The sequence below is a fragment of the Nocardioides hankookensis genome (assembly GCF_042658885.1).
Lineage (GTDB): Bacteria > Actinomycetota > Actinomycetes > Propionibacteriales > Nocardioidaceae > Nocardioides > Nocardioides hankookensis.
Map to the genome: position 1 here is coordinate 25,489 of NZ_JBHSRJ010000006.1, position 17,456 is coordinate 42,944.

Annotated in this window: 16 protein-coding genes; 4 read left to right on the forward strand and 12 right to left on the reverse strand. The window is 67.1% G+C overall.

Annotation, left to right across the window (positions count from 1 at the left end; genetic code table 11):
• Positions 1-104: 104 nt before the first annotated feature.
• Positions 105-1,718, reverse strand: coding sequence for an Ig-like domain-containing protein (locus tag ACFPYL_RS17205; protein ID WP_379156937.1), 1,614 nt, complete (start codon positions 1,716-1,718; stop codon positions 105-107).
• 1,424 nt (positions 1,719-3,142) lie between these two features.
• The gene (locus ACFPYL_RS17210; RefSeq protein ID WP_379156940.1) at positions 3,143-3,322 is read right to left on the reverse strand and encodes a YegP family protein; all 180 of its coding nucleotides are present in this window, start codon (positions 3,320-3,322) and stop codon (positions 3,143-3,145) included.
• Between the two features lie 282 nt (positions 3,323-3,604).
• Here ACFPYL_RS17210 and ACFPYL_RS17215 point away from each other — a divergent pair, with 282 nt between their 5' ends.
• Positions 3,605-4,303, forward strand: coding sequence for a hypothetical protein (locus tag ACFPYL_RS17215; protein WP_379156943.1), 699 nt, complete (start codon positions 3,605-3,607; stop codon positions 4,301-4,303).
• Between the two features lie 256 nt (positions 4,304-4,559).
• The gene (locus tag ACFPYL_RS17220) at positions 4,560-5,306 is read left to right on the forward strand and encodes an NYN domain-containing protein (RefSeq protein ID WP_379156946.1); all 747 of its coding nucleotides are present in this window, start codon (positions 4,560-4,562) and stop codon (positions 5,304-5,306) included.
• Between the two features lie 264 nt (positions 5,307-5,570).
• On the opposite strand, the gene ACFPYL_RS17225 is transcribed toward ACFPYL_RS17220, so the two are convergent.
• The 9 genes from ACFPYL_RS17225 to ACFPYL_RS17265 all read right to left on the reverse strand — a co-directional run bounded on the left by ACFPYL_RS17225 (position 5,571) and on the right by ACFPYL_RS17265 (position 15,658).
• A complete protein-coding gene (locus tag ACFPYL_RS17225; protein ID WP_379156948.1) occupies positions 5,571-7,646 on the reverse strand; it encodes a recombinase family protein in 2,076 nt (691 codons plus the stop codon).
• Positions 7,647-7,900: 254 nt separating this feature from the next.
• Positions 7,901-8,758, reverse strand: coding sequence for a hypothetical protein (locus ACFPYL_RS17230; protein ID WP_379156951.1), 858 nt, complete (start codon positions 8,756-8,758; stop codon positions 7,901-7,903).
• Positions 8,755-9,282, reverse strand: a complete 528-nt coding sequence (locus ACFPYL_RS17235; RefSeq protein ID WP_379156954.1) for a SigE family RNA polymerase sigma factor — start codon at positions 9,280-9,282, stop codon at positions 8,755-8,757. The genes ACFPYL_RS17230 and ACFPYL_RS17235 overlap by 4 nt, the downstream gene beginning before the upstream one ends.
• Positions 9,283-9,623: 341 nt before the next feature.
• Entirely contained in the window at positions 9,624-10,550 is a 927-nt protein-coding gene (locus ACFPYL_RS17240) for a DUF3800 domain-containing protein (protein ID WP_379156957.1), read from the reverse strand.
• A gap of 268 nt (positions 10,551-10,818) precedes the next feature.
• A complete protein-coding gene (locus ACFPYL_RS17245; protein WP_379156960.1) occupies positions 10,819-11,097 on the reverse strand; it encodes a hypothetical protein in 279 nt (92 codons plus the stop codon).
• A gap of 154 nt (positions 11,098-11,251) precedes the next feature.
• Positions 11,252-11,782, reverse strand: coding sequence for a hypothetical protein (locus tag ACFPYL_RS17250; RefSeq protein ID WP_379156963.1), 531 nt, complete (start codon positions 11,780-11,782; stop codon positions 11,252-11,254).
• A 30-nt stretch (positions 11,783-11,812) separates the two neighbouring features.
• Positions 11,813-11,947 carry an alpha/beta fold hydrolase gene (locus ACFPYL_RS17255; protein WP_379157051.1) on the reverse strand — a complete coding sequence of 45 codons (135 nt, stop codon included), beginning with the start codon at positions 11,945-11,947 and terminating at the stop codon, positions 11,813-11,815.
• Between the two features lie 877 nt (positions 11,948-12,824).
• A complete protein-coding gene (locus ACFPYL_RS17260; RefSeq protein ID WP_379156966.1) occupies positions 12,825-13,910 on the reverse strand; it encodes a BsuBI/PstI family type II restriction endonuclease in 1,086 nt (361 codons plus the stop codon).
• Positions 13,910-15,658, reverse strand: a complete 1,749-nt coding sequence (locus tag ACFPYL_RS17265; protein WP_379156969.1) for an Eco57I restriction-modification methylase domain-containing protein — start codon at positions 15,656-15,658, stop codon at positions 13,910-13,912. Before ACFPYL_RS17265 ends, ACFPYL_RS17260 begins: the two co-directional genes overlap by 1 nt.
• A 205-nt stretch (positions 15,659-15,863) precedes the next feature.
• On the opposite strand from ACFPYL_RS17265, the gene ACFPYL_RS17270 reads away from it, so the two are divergent.
• Together ACFPYL_RS17270 and ACFPYL_RS17275 are read left to right on the forward strand one after the other, a co-directional pair.
• Positions 15,864-16,187: a winged helix-turn-helix domain-containing protein gene (locus tag ACFPYL_RS17270; RefSeq protein ID WP_379156972.1), complete on the forward strand. Its 324-nt coding sequence runs from the start codon at positions 15,864-15,866 to the stop codon at positions 16,185-16,187.
• Positions 16,188-16,376: 189 nt separating this feature from the next.
• Entirely contained in the window at positions 16,377-17,093 is a 717-nt protein-coding gene (locus tag ACFPYL_RS17275) for a hypothetical protein (RefSeq protein ID WP_379156975.1), read from the forward strand.
• A 56-nt stretch (positions 17,094-17,149) separates the two neighbouring features.
• Here ACFPYL_RS17275 and ACFPYL_RS17280 read toward each other — a convergent pair whose 3' ends face one another.
• Positions 17,150-17,452: a hypothetical protein gene (locus ACFPYL_RS17280; protein WP_379156978.1), complete on the reverse strand. Its 303-nt coding sequence runs from the start codon at positions 17,450-17,452 to the stop codon at positions 17,150-17,152.
• Positions 17,453-17,456: the final 4 nt, after the last annotated feature.

Below are 17,456 nucleotides of genomic sequence, written 5' to 3' on the forward strand. Positions count from 1 at the left end.
CCCTCATAGAGACCGCGAAAACACGTACGCGGCCGACACACAGGGACCGCCGCGGCGAGCTGAGAGGCCCACAGACCGCGGCGCGGAGCACCCGTGGGGTACTGCTAGCGGATGCGGACCTTCGCGGTCGCAGCTGAGGCACTGACCTCGGCTGAGCCGAGGTAGCGCACCGCCAACGTGCGGACCCCCTTGGCCAGAGCCGGAGTCGTCAGCACCACCCGGACCCGACCGATCCGGCCCGCCTGGGCGGTGGTCCGGATCACCGCCGAACCGAGAACCTTCATGGTCTCCGGCCGGCGCGGGTTCGCGACCAGGACCTGGACCTGGCCACTGAGCAGCCTCGACGAGGTGACTGAGGCAGTCACTCGAACCCGGTGCTTGCGCAGCGCCTTGAGCGCCGCGGTCAACCTCGAGGTCGCCTTCGCGGCCGGGTCCGGCTCGCCCGTGCCGGTGTAGGTGAGCGTCTCGCTCACCGAGGGCTCCTGGGTGCTGCTGCCCAGGTAACGGGCCATCACGGTGTGCTCACCTGGTGCCCGCACCATCGCAGCCGGCAGCTGCACGCTCACCCCGCCGGTGCCCGCTGCCTGCGTCGAGACGGCCTTGCCGTCCACGAACACCGACACCCGCCCGTCAGGGACCCCACCCGGAGAGGCCACGGTAGCGACCGCAGACACGGTCGTCTCACCGAGCGACTGACTGGCAGCCGCACCGCTGGATGCTGCACCGCGTGGCAGGGTGCGCTGGAACTGCAGCTCCAGCGACGTCGTCGACGCCGCCTTGGAGATCTCGCCGATGGTGAACGTGACCGACGTCGACGACGGGCCGGACAGGGTGTCTCCGAGGTAGTCCAGGTCCAGAGTGTGCGTGCCCGGGGCGTACCCGTCGAGCTGCACGCTCGAGCGGCCCGCCGGGTCGAGGATCGCGTTGGACCGACCGGTGCCGTTCTCAGAGACCACCACCATCCCGGACGGGACCACCTCGCCGTCCAGGCCGACAGCCTCGATCGCGACCTGACCAGTGCCGTACGGCACCACCTCCGCCGGCGCGCCCATCTCGCCGTCCGCCTGGACCTCGGCCCGGACCCGGGTGGTCGCCTTCGAGACGGTGAACCGCACCGTCTCCGCCGACTCCCACGTACGCCCGTCGCCCCCGTAGACCAGGTCCAGGGTGTGCGGCCCCGGCGCCAGACCGGCCACGCTCATGGAGCCCGTCCCGCCCTCGTCGAGGACCACGATGCCCCGCGACACGTTGCCCTCGCGGACCTCGACGGTCCCGGCCGCGACCGCTCTCGAGTCCACCGCCGACACGGCCACAGACAAGACCCCGCCCTGGTACGGCACCGTCTCCGCGATGCTCGCCTGCAGCCGCGTGTCCGCCTTGGTGACCGTGTACGTCGCCGGATCGCTCGACGAGGCCTTCTGGACAGTCGGGTTCGCTGGGGCGAACGACGCATCCACCGTGTGGCCGCCGACCGCGTTCAGCGGCAGCCCCAGCGAGATCACCCCAGAACTGTCCAACGGCAGGCTGCCCACCACCTGACCGTCCACCCGAACCTTGACCGACCCGGCCGCCGCGCTGCCGTCCGCGGTCACCACCTCCACGTCCGCCATCAGCGCCGCGCCCAGCACCACCGCCCCCGGACCAGCCAGATCGACCGTGGTCGTGGTCGCCACCACGAACTCACCCGAGCCCCCCGCCTTCGCCGGTGGCGCGGCCATCAGAGCTCCAGCGATCAGCAGCCCGACCGCAAGGAGCACACCGACGCGCTCAACCACCCGGTCGAACCGACCGCCCCAACGCCACTCTCTCTGAGTTTGCCTCACTACAACCACCCGTGGTCCCTTCGCTCGTCCCTACACGTCTCCGAGGCCCCGCGCAGCGCGAGAACCCCTCATAAGGACGGCGAAAACACGTACGCCACCGACACACCGGCGTCGACCGGTAGCCCGGCCGGAAGCGCCGGCGTCGACCAGCTGGGTCGACGAGCGGCTGCGTGGACGAGTAGTGCGTGGGCGGCGAGAAGGCCCGGTCCGACGGCTTCCCGGCCCGGTCGCAACGGGCGGGGCGGACCAGGCCTTCTCCTGGAGACGGGTGAAACACCGAACAGACCACACCCTCCGTCTCCAGCTCCATCACCCATCACCACCCAGTTCTCGGACAGCAGGGTGATGAAGGTGAGGGCGGGTGGGCCCCAAAGCATGGGGGAGGGCCCACCCGACCGGCAGAGCGGGGGACACCAGAACCCTGCCGACGACCCCAGCATCGCCACCCGTCATGGTGAACCGCCGGGAACGCACCGGGAACGCGCCTCACCGGGTCAGCGGCGGCCCGTCGACCAGCAGCTCCCGCTCGGGAGGGAAGGCCCGATCCGACGGAATTCCCGACACCTGTGGGTTATCGGGCAGACCAGGCCTTCCCCTCGGAGACGACTGTGAACAACACGCGGCCGTCCCCAGCAACACCAACCAGTCCTCCAGGCACAAGGTGGTGAAGACACGAGGTGGGCGGGCCCGCCGGCACTCATGGAGAGCGGACCCACCCAATCGACCGAGCCCCGTGGTGGCGAAACCCGGCCGACCCATCAAGCCTCACCCCCAGCGACGGTGATCCCCCGGGACCACACCGGGAGCGCCCTCCCGGAGGACGAAGCCCCCAGCGCCGTCTGGGCCGCCAAACAACCAGCGGCCCAGACGCCGGTGTCGCTCCAACGCCGGCGCGCTGTCCAGTGACTGGAGGTCGACGACGCGCGGCCCAGAGCCGGCGATGGAACCTGCGAGGAGGTCCCGTGAAAAGCAGGGGTCAGCGAGCGGCCGTAGCGGCCCGCGCGGGAGAGCCTTGACGTGCTCCGTCCTCCTGCCGTCGAGACACTCCACGCAGGCGCAAACTCGGCGGCAAGATCACCCGGCCGCCCATGTCGGTTCCCGCCGAGCCAAGCAGGGACTTTCGACGGCGAGCTCCAAGCCATTGTGCGTCGCCATCAGCTCTTTCCGAGAGCCGAGGACATCTCGCGACGCAGGCCCGGTGCTAACCAGCCGGGACGCTCACCGGAGCCACGTCAAAGACGCCCCGTCGACGAGCGATACCGCTCCGACGAGGCGTCTCCTGGAAAGGTTGCCGGCTGGCAACGAGGGAGCAACAAACGCTACGTGAGGTCCTCGACGGTCGCCTCGGCCGCGGCGCGCTTGACGGCATCGGTGCCGTCCTTCGCCCCGTCCTTGCTCTCGTAGGCCTCACTCTGCGCGACGATCTCGCCGTTGGCTGCCTTGAGGCGGAACCGGAACTTGCTCGCCGCGTCCTTGTAGATCTCGAACTGTGCTGCCACTGGACTCTCCTCCAGGTCGTGGTTACCGAACCACCCACACGATGCCGTACATCGATGGGAGTCAGATGGGGCCGGACCGGAGAAGTCGGCGTCGCCGTCGGCCCACAAGTGGGACCTCAGAAGCGGTCTCGTTGTGAGGTCGAGGACCTGCGTGAGCGGACCGATACACCCAGCACGCACGGGCGCACTTTTGGCTGGTCGCTGCCATCGCCGTCACCTATGACCATGTCAGGCGTTGTGCTGGAGGAGGCGCCCAATGGTCGGCAGGCGGTTGGAGGAATGATGGCTCTGTTCATCGTGCTTGCCGTGCTGGCGATCCTCTTCGTGGGTCTAGTTGTCTTCACGGGGACTAAGCGGTGGCATTCGGGTCTTACAGACCGCCTTGCCGTCGCCAACGGCGTTGCCGGAACGATGCTTGCCGTCGTCGCGTTGGTCATCTCCTATCAGCAACTAGTCGCCGACGATGACTCCGACAACCCGGCTCCCACCCAAACCCACGGCGGCGGGGACAGCGAAGTGTCGATTGGTGGCGGGTCGGGCGGGTCGATCTGTATCGATGTAGAAGGTGACTGTCCGAGCGGACTTCCCCCACCCGATGAACTCGCAGAGGCACCTGTGGCTGACTCGGTGGCGCTGCTGAACCAACTCCCCGGAGCGGACCAGCCGCCGTCCTCCCTGCCAGCCAGCTTCGTTGTCCTCGGCACCAACGGCCAAGGTATTTACTACCGCGATGGCTACACCATCGACGCGAACCGACTACCTGGCGAGCCCGTCGTACGGGACGCACGTCCGGTGCTTGCCGACTGCATCGTGAGCAACGAATGGGTCGCTGATCCGATGGCACCCAACACCTCCAACGCAGGCGTCTGGCTGAAGGTCCGATACCCCCAGCCTGGAGACGTCAGCGACACGTACGTGTACGGCGGATTCACCTTCCCGGTTGGGCACAACGGGAAGCTCCCGGAGTGCCCCTCGCGCTAGGTCAGTCGATAACGACTGTGACCCGCAGTGTCATCCCGCCTCGTGGGAAACGAAAGTCCCCGCCAATCCGGAGACGACGGGGAGCAACACCCAAAGTGTGCGGCGACGAGTCAGGGTGGTCAACTCACGGCGGGCTGGAGGAGGCCCACCATGCCCGGCCGCGGCGTGTGCAACGGTTTCTGGAAACCGGGGTGCCGGAAATGTCGGCCGGCGAACCCACCAACGAGGAGCCGCGTTCGTCGCTACGGTGGCGCCCATGCGCATCGGGGTCTACGTCGACGGCTTCAACCTCTATTACGGCGGCAAGTACCTCGTCGGAGGTGGCGGCGTCGCCGGCTGGAGGTGGCTGGATCTGCGACAGTTGAGCCTGAACATCACCGCGGCCAACTCAGGATGGGCGGCCGCGACGTCCTCGCGCGTCGTGTACTGCACCGCCAAGATCAAGGCCGACGCCAACAACCCCACCGCCGCCGGCCCGCGCGAGCAGGACGTCTACCTGCGCGCACTCAACACCGGCGGATACGTCGATGAGATCTCCTACGGCAACTATGTCAGCCGGGTCGCCTACGCGCCCCTGGCGACCGCCAACAAGAAGAACCGCCCGGTGCTGGCCCGGCCGGCCTGGCCCGTGATGATCAAGGACGCCAGCTGCGCAACCGAGGTCCCGGACGCCACCTTCATGGTCTCCGTCGCTCGGCGCGAGGAGAAGGGCAGTGACGTCAACGTCGCCTCCCACCTCCTCCTGGACGTCCTCCAGGGCCACGTCGACGCCGCCGTGGTGATCAGCAACGACAGCGACCTCGAGTTCCCGATCCGCGAGGCCCGCAACCGGGTACCCGTCGGCACCGTGAACCCCACCAAGAACTACACCGCCGGCGCTCTCAACGGCGCACCGGCCGACGGAGTCGGCGGCCACTGGTGGTACCAGCTCACCGCCGCCGACCTTCAAGCCGCGCAGATGCCCGCCACCGTCGGCAAGCTGCAGAAGCCAGCACCGTGGTGACCAGCAAGGACCCGACCGCGAAGCCCGACCGCGATACCGTGACCCACACGACCCGACCGACCCACTTGGCTTACTTGTCCCACAACGTCATGTCGTGACACACTGTGTTCATACCGCCCGCCTCCTTCGTGGGGCGGGTTTAACTTTTCCCTCTGACGCGGCCGTTCAGAGCCGCTCGGGAACGGAAGGGCTCACCTACGCGATGAGCCCTTCCGCCATTCGCCGCTAGCAATGAATCTGTCAGGGTGGCGCGGGTTCGCCGAGCTAACAGCTGCGGCTCCCAGCCCAGTCGAGCACCGAGGAACGGGATAAGGTCGGGCGAGTTCCGCGGCTGGGCCGGCTCTCGATGTCACCTCGTGCCGCTGCGGCTTCGAGGGAGCGCTTGCTGCGACCGGTGAGCTGGTGAGCTGTGATGACCGAGATCCAGGGCTCGGTGGTGCGGTCGCGTGCCCGGTAGGTCGCTGCCCATTGAATGACAGAGTCTCGCGATAGGGAGGGTGCCGGTGCGGGCATCTGACGCTGGTAGATCTCATCGCGTTCGGCCGCGGCACGGATCGCCCGCTTGCCGTGACCAGTGAGGAGGCAGGCGGTGGTGAAAGAGATCCACGACTCAGTGGTGCGGTCGCGTGCCCGGTAGGTCGCTGCCCATTCAAGGACCGAGGCGCGCAACAAGGAGGGCTCGGAGTGGTGAACGTGGCGACGTTCTATGTTGCCGCTCTCGACGGCGTCGCGGATTATCGTTTCGGTATGGCCAGTGAGCTGGACGGCGGTCGCGGTGGAGATCCAGGCCGGTTGGAGGCGGGTGTCGGCTGGGATTGGGCCCTCGAGCACTACGCCGGCAGGTGGGACCGGTCGGATGTCGACGGAGCGCCAGGTCAGGTGGACACGGGCAGGGTTGAACGCCCGGCTGCTGGGGGCGCGGTAGATCGTGAGGTCCTTGATCTGTCCGAGAAGGACGTGGCGGCGTTGCTCGTCGTTCGCGCAGCGAGCCCAGATCTCAGCTACGTCCATTCCCAGTTCGACGAGCTCGCCCTCCACCTTGACCGCTCCGCGTGAGACGAGGCCGGCTCTGGCGCGCAAAGCGTCGCGGGTCTCTTTGAGCTGGGCAATGCGGTGGCCACCGTGACGTAGGTCCTGGGTGTCGTCGATGAGCGCGAGGGCTGCTTCTCTGAGGTCCTGTTCGACCTGCTCGAGCCGCGCGGCGAGGATCGGGTCCGCGACGGCGAAAACTGCTGGCCGGAACATCGGGAGCGTGCCGCGTTCGGCGAGGAGTCGTTGCTCGAGGTGCATGGCGAGTAGGCGCGCCGATATGACCTGGAAGCAGTTGGGGCACTTTAGGGTCGCCCGGCCCGAATGGATGGCCCTGTGCATCGGCCGGTCCCGGTCACACGCTCCGCAGTGGGCGAGCTGGGATAGCAGGGGGCTGGTCACCGCCCGGGCATCGCGCGGGCGGGCGGCCGGGTGCGGTTTGGTGGCGATCAGGCGCAGCAGCGTGTCGTGTTGCTCCGGCGAGATGATCGCCAGATCTGGACGGATGATGGGCGTGCCGTCCGAGGCGCGCAGTACTTCCCGGGCCTTGCTGTGGGCGCCGGCGCCGGGATTGTGCAGCGTCATCCCGGCCAGTAGCGGGTGGGTGAGGAGTCGTTGCACTGTGCTGTAGTTCCAGCGACCGCTGCGACGGGCCTCGGCCTTGGCGGTCGCACGTGGGCGGGGTGCGGGTGCGTCCTCAAGCCACCGCTTGATCGAGTAGACGCTCTGGCCGGCCAGGACACGCTCGACCATGCCGCGTACCCAGTCGATCCTCTCGGGGTCGTGGACCAGAATGCGGCCAGGCCCGTCCGGGTTCGGGACCGACTGCCAGCCATACAGCGGGGGACCGCCGCTCGTGCGGCCGGACCGGATCAGGTGGTCGCGGGCAGCCCTGACGCGCGCCGAGGTCGCTGCGGCCTCGAGCTCGCCGAACACGGCCAGCATCTGCGCAAAGGCGCGGCCTTCCCCAGTGGTCATATCGATGCTCTGCTCGACACACACAATCGCGGCGCCGCGGGCCTGCAGTGCTTCGTCGGTGCGCAGGAAGTCCAACACGCGGCGAGCAAGCCGGTCGACCTTCCAAATGATCACCGCGTCGAACCACTCCGGCGAGGTCAGCAACGCGGCCCACCCAGCACGTTGCTCAGGACGAAGCTGGGTGGCTGAAACACCGTCGTCGACGAACTCGCCTACGACCGTCCAGTTACGCGCCGACGCGTACTGAAGTCCCGCCTCCAATTGCCGCGCCACCGACACCGACTCCTCAGTGGCAACCGACACCCGTGCATAGACCATGGCACGCTTTGACATGAACTCGCACCCTAGGGTCTTCATCCCGATATGGCGGCCCTTTTCCGCCCGCAGGAGCGAACCAGGGGCTGCGCCGTCCAGGCCGTCGACCGGCGCGATCTCGCGGTGTGCGCCAGCTGGGCCTCGGGCTGAACCCTGCTTTGCCGCGTCCTGGGGTGATGCGGTCGCCGATAACTTTCGTCCGTCAGGTCCCTACGGGGGGCTAGGCTCCCTCGGGGCGGTTCCTCCGTACTACTAGCCGTGACTTGGGGGCGTCAGCTCTCGGGGAAGGTGAGTTGTGGGCTGGCCGCCAGTGTCAGCAGCGCGCCGATGCCCGGGAGGTCAGTAGCTGCGGGCGATCCCGGTGCGACGTTGTTGCTCCAGACGCCGGCGACCTCGAGGGCGATGGTAAGTCCGTCGGAGCGTTCGGCGACCACGGCGTGCCCGCCGTCCTCATTGTCGTTGGCGACTCGGGCGCTTCGGACACCTGCGGGGAGTTGCCCGCGATAGGTAACCCAGTCGCTGTGATTGAGGACGACCTGGAGTGGCTCGTGTTTCTCTGCTGAGGCGACCTCAACTCGTACGGAACCAAGGCCACCGCCACCCCTCCAACCGATCGTAGTCCCCAAGGCGATCAGGCGCAGGCCTGTCTTCGGGTCACACGTCCAGGCCGGTTGCATGCTCTCTGATCGCTTGATCTCGCGCCGATCCAGATGCTTGCCGGAGGGATCGAGGACTGCGGCGGCAGCTTCACGGTAGGTGGTCAGAGCAGACGCCTCCGCGGGCGTCATCGCAATCCTCCCCTCTGGAGTCCTAGGGATCTTGCACTTGTTGGCAGCGGACGATGATCCGGACGATGACGCGGTCGAGTTCGGCGTCGGTATCGCAACAGTCGCGCGGTCCGCGGGTTGAAGTCCCGTCTCATCGGAGCCGGGCCACATAGGACCCGCAAGGCTCGCGGCAGCTACACCGACAGCGGCAAGAGCCGTGGTGACGCCCGCGGCCCTCCGAACGTGGCTGCGGCGGAGCGCGGCGCGTCCACGGCGGATGTCGCCGCCCGGGTCGGGCGCGGGGTAGGGCGCTCGCTGCCCGAGCTCACGTAGTCGGTCGGTGAGCTGGTCGAGGTCGGTCATCGGGGTTCTCCTGTGAGGTTGCCGATAGTGGTCTTCACGGTGGCGGCTGGTTCGGTAGCGAGAACGTGCCGCAGCATCGCGAGCGCGACTGACGTCTGTCGCTTGACGGTGCCAACGCTGACGCCGAGGTCGTTCGCAGTCTCCTGGATCGAAAGACCCCAGTAGTGGCGCAGGATTACAACCCGTCGTTGCCCCGCGGGGAGCGCACGAAGCGCGCCCCAGAGCTCGTCGGAGTCTTCATACGGGTCGGACGCGGCCGGAGCGTCCGGGGGCTCCGCCGTGAGACGTTCGCGGCGCCACGGTCTGCGGCCATCGTCGATGTGTCCGTTGACCAACATCCGCCGGACGTAGCCATCGACGTTCTCGACGCGAGAGACCCGGGGCCAGGCGACATAGAGTTTGGCGAGCGTTTCCTGGACCAGATCCTCGGCACGATGCGGATCGCCGCAGAGCAGCCAGGCACTGGCGTAGAGGTATGGGCGCCGCTGTGCGACGTACGCTCCGAACTCCTCGTCCCGTGACACCCAACTCTTCCTTCCTTCGCTCTCTCGTCACCACCTTGACGGAAGCCAGGGTCGGAAAGGTTGACGGGAGTTCCGAAATCTGCCGTCAACGTCGCCGCATTGGCTGGCTCACCTATCCACGAGCCGAGCACGCAACTTCACGCACCTCGAGAACCGAGGGCCTCAACAGAGTCGGTGGCGTGCCTAGGCTGGGTCGACTCTCGATGTCGTTGCAGGCCGCGCCGACTTCAACAGCGTGCTTGCCGCGACCCGTGAGTAGGCAGGCGCTCGAGATCGAAATCCAGAGCTCCTAGTCCAGTGCCGATAACCTGCTCGGGCAGAGAGGGGATGGTCGCGCGCCGTCAGCGGCCTGACGGGCCGCGTTTGGCGGTGGCTGCTCGTTCTGCGGCGGCCTTCATCTTCCGGAAGATGGCTGGGTCGACCCGCTCTCCGACCGTCCGGCCGGCCGGATGGGGGTAGAGGACTCGTGGGCCGCGGAAGAGGTCGTGGCGGTGCATGTCGTCGACCGACCGGTGCCACAGGTGGAGCTTCGACTCGAAGGTGAAACCCCCGCGCAGGCCGTCGAGCTTGTCCGTAGTGGCCACCCACCGGTAGGGAGAGTCCCGGATTAGCTGGTAGTCGATCGCTCGAGTCACGCACGCGGCCACCCAGTCGGCGAACTGGATGTTCGAGCTCAGAGCGCTGTCGATGTGCATCGGCGGCTCAACGATCCGCTTCATCTCGGGGAAGTCTGCCGCCCGGCCGAAGATGTGGCTGTACATGATCGGCAACCGGGTGGCTCGGTCCTTTTCGTTGATCTGGTCGATCATCACCAGCACGTTGGACCCATGACGCTCGGCGTAGCGCGCGATCCGGTTCAGCGCCTCGCGCATCGCCGCCTCCTCGCGAGCCGACGTATCGAGCTCCGTCTGCGCCGGTGTGCCGATTGGCTTCTCGTCCGCGTGGAAGAACAAGCAACCGCGCAGCTGCCGGACCCGGTTGACCAGGTGGTTGAAGACCCGGATCTGCTGGGGGAACAGGTCGAGGGTCTGCGGGCGGAAGATGTTCGCCCCCTTCACCTCCCACCGGCCGGGGTGCTCGGCCGCCGCCAACTCGGTGGGGAACAGGTTCCGCTTGTTGATCGCGAACTCCTGGCTGAACTGACGGGCGTTGTCGGCCTCGATGATGAACCCGGCGTACCCGAAGGCAGGGCTGGTCTTGAAGCGCGCGTGATCGCGCGAGACGAACGCACCCGTCTCGCCGATCTCATCGATGTACGCCAGCAACACGGAGGAGAGTATGGCTGAAACACAGAAGCCCACGCAGAGCGTGGGCTTCCGGAATTGGTGCTCGGAGAACTATTTCATCTCTAGCTTCCACAAAGAACTATACGCACGAGACGTTCGCTAAGACAAACACTCATCCCAACGTCTACGCCAACATCTACCGCCAACGGCTAAGCGCACGTTCGCACCCGCATCAGTCTCTCCGCGATCACGATGAGCGTTCCGTACACACCAACCGTGGCTGCGATCCCTCGGGCTGGCACGCGCGAGATCAGCGCTTGGGGAACACGAAGCACGCTGTCTCATGTGCCTCGAAGATCGCCGTCGGAGTCGAGCCGGCCGACGATCGGTCGACCTCGACGTGCCAGAACCCCTTGCCGGCTTCGGAGCGCACGATGGCCCGGTCGCCGATCACCACCTGGTCGTAGACGGTGACAACGTCGCGGTCTCCCGGAGCAACGCCGGCGAGACGTACTTGGAAGGGCTCGCCTACCTGGGCGGTGCGAAGGGTCGTGTGAGGCGGGATCTGGTCTGCAATGGAGTTCGTCATGCTCCCAGGGTGGACCCCCGCAACCCTTAGTGTCGCGCGCAGGATGTTTCCCACCGGAGCAGGACTCGGCCGCCGCGGCCTCGGCGCCGATAACAATGGTTCAGTCAGCCCAGGAGTAGCGATACGAGTCTTCACGACAATGGTCCCGGGCGACTCAGACGTCTGCGCAGATCGCGTATCCCTGGACGGTCACGTCACCAGGAATGGCGTTGCCCACCCTGATGCCCCAGCCGGAGCCGTCGGGGGTCGGTGCGTTGCCCAGCACGACGCCCGGGGCGGAGGCGTAGCCGCCCGCGAGCACCCGCTTCCCGGCGGGACAGTCGATGGTGGCGACCTCGCCGAGCGGGATCGTCTGGGTCGACTCCACGATCTGATAGCCGGACACTCCGTCCGCCCCGGCAGGCCCGACCGCTCCGTCGCGTCCAGCCGGTCCCGGCGTACCGGCCTTGGCAAGTCGCGCCCGCACCCTGGGCCCGAGCTTGCTGCCACTGACTGAGCCGTCCCGAATGATCCGGGGACCAACCGCGTCGTCAGCGAGGTCCTGGTGCTGGATCGTGTGATTACGGATGGTGGCCGAGGTGACCAGCCTCCCGGCGACCGCACCGGTGGCAGCTGAGGCGACGAGTGCGATCGCGGCAATACCAACGATGATGATGACGCCGAGGTGAGAGCGGCGAGGGTTCATGCGGAGCTCCTAGGGGTTTGGGTGAATCGCTCACAGTCGGATCTGAGGGCACTCGCTGGGGCCGAACCCGAAGAGATCCGGCGTCAGGACCTGAAAAGAGTCGGCAAGTTCATGCTCCACACGCTCCCAGGCGCGTCCCTGCCCGGCGATCCCATGTAGCAGCACGACCAAGGGGCCGACGCCTTGCCGCCGATAGCCATACCGTGCTGGACTGCATCTCGTGTGCTCCTAGAGCGGTGGACTCAACCTGAGCGGCCAGCCTTGGGGTGAAAGACCGATACGACCGACAAGTTGGGCATCTGACCCCTTCCGGTACGCCAGAATCTCCGTCGGCGCCGGTGATCCGCAGGGAGCCCGCGGAAACGCTCTAGACCACGACACCCGTGTCGGCAGCTGACTGATCAGTCTGATGCCGACCGCGGGACCAGGACGCCGTGGTCCGTAACTTTCGCGACAGCGAACGACTGGCGGTCGGAGAAGAACGCCTCGAGCTCAGCCTCAGTCAGGGTCCGCCAAGAGTGTGCTGGGGCGGCGAGGCCGCATCCTGCGTCATTGATGGGTTCGCAGTCAGCAGCCGGCTGCGCTTCACCTCCAACGCTGCTAACGGGAATCTCCGTAGCCGGTGCGTGTTCAATGCTCACGCGCGCATGATTTGCGAGCGCGCCGGGAGCGCAATGGGAGCACCTCGTGAGGCCTGCAGTCACCCGAAGACGCCCAGCCCAGCCACGCTGCGCCGGTCGATGACCACGGCTGGTGAGACGCACTCAGCGTTTCGCGATCGAGCAGGCTCGCTGCTCGAGCTCGTTCCTGTGCCGATGGCCTTTGGTCCAGACGCCCCGTCACCGTGCTGCCGGCATTGCCGCGCGGCACTCACTTGATGCGCACCTGCATCGCCGACGCCAAGGGCATATGCCGAGCTGCGGTCCTGAGCCTTCACGCGCCGATAACAATGCTTCTGTCAGGCACTTGAGCTGCGGCCGACCACGACCATCGCCCCGGCGCCCAGGTTCAGAGTGGGCGGGCTCAGGTCGAGTCTTCGTGTCTACTCGGCAGCGTTGACCTGGTGCCACGAGAGTTCGTGCGTGGGTTCGTCGGCGTACCAGGCGTAGGTGTCGCTGGCTAGGTCCTTCAGGCGCCGCCGCGCGGCGGCATCGTTGCGTGACCGGAACGCGGTGAGGAAGCGGCAATCAGCCACTTCGATCTTCTGCTTCTGGGCCCAGGTGAGGAGTTGGGTTTTGCGGGCGTCATCGATGGGGCCGTCGGTGTTCACCGCTTCGACGATCCAGAACTCGACGGGGTCGCTTCCGAGGTCGGCAAGTACGGCATCTGGGAGAAGCTCGGAGGTGTTGATGGAGATGCCGAGGTACTTCAGCAAGTCGTTGTCGCCGGTGAAGAGCTTCTCGCCGGGTTCGCTGATGCTCACCACTACTGGTTTGGCGAGCCTGGCCGGTGCCCACTGTTCGATGACGCCCTTCAAGATGAGCGAGGCGATCCCAGGCTCGAGGGTCCGGGTGTTTCCTCCTGGCAGGGTGACCGTGATCGCGGAGTCGCTCGTCTCTTCGTATGTGGCGAACGCTGCCTTTAGCTTTGCGCCGGGAGAGAGCTTCGCTTCCCGCCAGTCAACAATCGCTGCATCGAGGGCGGCTCCGGTCAGGCCGGGGTCGAAGAGATCTGCGAACTCCGGTTCGAGGGCCCATACCGGTCGAGGGGAGGAGGTGGGGACTCCTGACCGCTTTCGCAGGGCGCCGGCTTCGCGCCACTTGCGAAACGTCTCGTCGCGGATGGTCTCACGGCTGTTGTCGGCGTATGCCGGCGTGAACGGCAGTCCCCAACTCTCGAGGAGTTCGGCGACTGCCTTGCGAGCTCCTGCTCCGGCGGCTGCGCTCCGCCAGGCTGCTCGCTCGGCAGGGTCGTTGTGCGCGAAGGTGTCTTCCGACATCCACGTCACGGTGGACGGTCGCGCCCAGATTGTGTCCGCTGGGTCGTCCGTGGCGATTGCGTCGACATAGATCATCGCCGCCACGGCCTGTCCGGCCAGCGGGTTCGACATCACGGTGTCGAAGGCAGCCCTGGGGAAGATGGCGGCCAGCCTCTCAGTCGCGAGATCGCGTCCGATCGCAGGGCGCATCAGGGCATCAGCGCCTGACGGTAGTGAGCGGAGACGGTCACCTCGAGCTCCGCGGCCGGCAGGTCGTCCCATGACCGCAGGACCTCCACAGGCGGGAACGGCAATGACTCCAGCTCGTAGGCTGACAGCGCCACTGACCCGGACAGGCACCGCGTGACCTGGTCCATCGTCTCGGTCGCCAGCAGCCGTCCCAGTAGGTCCGCCGACAGCGCAGGCTCGGCCGTGGTGGGCCGCAGCACGTTGACGTGGTTCTCGACCACGACCCTGCCGCCTAGGTTGATCAGCGCGTCCTCGGTGAGAACGGCTCCGACCAGTCGGCGTCGTTGCTCGGGTGAGGTGGTGCGCTGAACCAGCACGCACGGTTCCGACAACGACATGACCCTGCGGTCCGTGCCGTCGTGGAGCTTGAGGTACCTCATCGTTGCTCGTGCCTGGTCGCGGTGTACTTCGCCGCCGTCGATGTCAGCTGCCCACAGCACCGTGTAGCGCTCCCGCCCAGCGTGTGCGTAGAGATCGCTGCGCCGGCGGTTCCAGACCAAGGGCCCGGTGCTGACACGCCATCCGAGCTCACGTAGTCGCATCGGCATCGTCGCAGCTGCTGCTGCGACCGGAGCAAGGTCGGCTCGACGAGGCAGGACCCACGGCGACCCGCCCGTGGGCGTGGCCACCTTCGCGATCTCGGACACCTCGGACCCGGCGCTCGTCACGAGCGTCTTGCGCACCTTGGACTGGGTCACGATCGCAAGACACGTCTCCTGCAAGACCGACCCGAACACGCCGGAGCGATCCTCGACAAACCGGATGGATTGCAAACGGCCCCGGTTCGTCAGGGTCCGGCGCAGCGGCTCGAAGTACCGCCCAGCCGTGAACGACGTCGGCACCAGAGCGGCCAACACGCCGCGTTTCGCGAGACTCTTCTGCCCGGCCGCCATGAAGATGCCGTAGAGGTTGGCGTGGCCGTACAAGACGTCCGCGAAACGCTCGCGGTCCTCATCGCTGAGGCGCACTCGGCCGTACGGGGGGTTCATCAACACCGCCCAAGCGGGGTCGGCAGGTGCGAGGCCATCACCGACACGGGCCAGCGCGGGAAGCTTGCGGCGCCGCGACTCCGGGACGCGCGCCAGGGTCGGCAGCATCTCTGCAGCTAGGACGATGTTCGCGACCCACACCGCTGCCGGGTCGGCGTCTATGCCTTCGACGAGTGCCGGCAGCCCCGCAAGCACTAGTTGTGGGTCGACCTCCCAGCTGGCGGACAGGTGCTCGCGAAGCGGCGGCAACAGCAACGCACCCGCCCCGCACGCAGGGTCTCGGACCAGGCCCTCGAGCGCGTGCCCGTAGTGGCGGTGCCCAAGGGCGGTTCTAGCCATCTCCCACAGTTGCCGCGCGAGCTCACCCGGCGTGTAGTGCCGACCGTGCCGGGCCCGCACCCCCGGATCCAGAGCCGCCACATACGCCGCCCCCAGCTCCTCGGCGCTCAACGGCCCCCAGGACGGCTCGAGCGGCGGGTGCTCCTCCGCAAGCTCCAATGGAGGAGTGGTGTCGACCGCTGAGTGCACGTCGAGCCAGCGACCCTCGAGCCCCGCCTCGGCGGCGCGGGCCGCCCACCAGGCAGGAATCGCAGCCAAGACCGCGGCCGCTGTCGCGGTCAGTTCGGCTGCAGGATCCGCCGATCCCACGGTGGCCCGTGACCCGCGAGCACCCAGTTCGCGCGCCGCCAACACCAACTGCGCTGACGCTCCGCTCTCCACGACTCGCAGCCTAGTTGCTGAACGGCATGGAACGCGGCAGCTGGGACGCCTGTGTGCGCGACGACTTGTGTGCAAGCGAATGACAGGGATGGGAGTGGTCCCAGCTACTTCGACGTCCGTTGGATGCCCGCCGATAACTTTTGTTATGTCAGCTAGTACGGTGTAGACGTCTTGATAACTCATAGTTACTCGATATAGTGATCGCATGACACCCGCCACTCCCCTCTACCGGCAGGTCTACGAGGACCTGCGTGAGCGGATCGAGTCCGGAGAGTTCGAGGTCGGCGCGCGACTGCCGGCCATTAACTCGCTCCAGGAGCACTACGAGGTCGCCGGCCTCAACACGATCCGCCAAGCGCAGCAGATGCTCGTCGCCGATGGGCTCATCCAGACCCATCAGGGCGTTGGGGCCATCGTCGTCAGCACCGAAGCCGTCGACCAAGCCGTCGACGTCCTCCACGAGCTCCGCACCGCACGGCGGGCCCTCGACCGCGCGATCACCGTCCTCGAACACCAGAGCCGCGGATGAGCGTCGGCAAAGCGATGCACGCTCAGACTTACGACCTTGCACGCTGCCCGGTGCGCGATAACTTGCCAACGAGACACCGCAACCGGGTCTGAAATGTCTGAAGGCCCGGACGGTGTTGGATACCGCCGGACCTTCAGCTGATCTGTAACGGAGAGACCTGCCTCCGCCTTCGCGAGAAAGTTTGCCAGTTTGACGTCAACTAATCAAACACCCAGCAGCGGCGAGGCCCGGACCGCAACCATCATCGCTCGGCTCAGCGAACCCCGGCTCGGACCGTACCTCGCGGCCGCGGGCGGCAACCACAAGGACGCCCTGCGCCTGTACGGATGGAACATCGACCTCTCCGGCGCGGTGTACGAGGCCCTGCACGTCTTCGAGGTCGTCCTGCGCAACGCCCTTGACCAGCAGCTGTGCACCTGGAACGCCACCCAGAGCGACGCAACCACCGGACTCCCCCACGCCAGGGACTGGCTGATGGACCCGTCCCGTCTCCTCAAGCGCCTCCTGCGAGACGACCTCGAGAAGGCCACCAAACGCGCCACGACCGCCCTGCGCGGCAGCGGCCGAGCCCCGGGCCACCCCGACGTGCTCACACAGCTCACGTTCGGGACCTGGCGATTCCTTCTGCCCGACCGAGATCCCGGCCGACGCCTGCTCTGGGACCAGGCGTTGCGGCACGGCTTCCCTCACCTGAGTGTTCAACCTCGAGATCTTGTCGCCCAGGTCGACGGCGTCTACCGGCTCCGCAACCGGGTCGCCCACCTGGAACCACTCCTCGCCCAAGGAGCCGTCCGGGCCGAGTACAACGCGATGCGTCACGTGCTCGCCGCGATCGACCCCACCATCGAGCAATGGTTCACGTCGCGCCAGCGCATCACCGCCGCGCTTCGAGCCCGCCCGGTCTGACCCTCGGCGGTCCTTCAACCGGAGCGGTGGCGAGCGCCGAGAGCCACCTTGGGCCGCTAGCGGGTCGCGTTGATGACCTGGACCTCGCGGCCGCCATCCTCGCGACCGATGGCGATCGCCATCCCGCCGAACCGGATCACACCATCCGCGCCGGTGGCCACGGTCTGGACCGAGACCCCCAGCCGGCGGCCGGCCTTGCGGCCACACGAGCGGACCAACGCGATGCGACCCTCTACGTCTGGGTCGGTCGCGGGCACGACCTCGCGGTAGGCCAACTCCGGACCGGTGAGCGCCGCGGCGATCGCCGCGATCAGCTCCTCGGGGTCCTCGACACGGTCAATAGCCTCGACGGTGGTCACGACC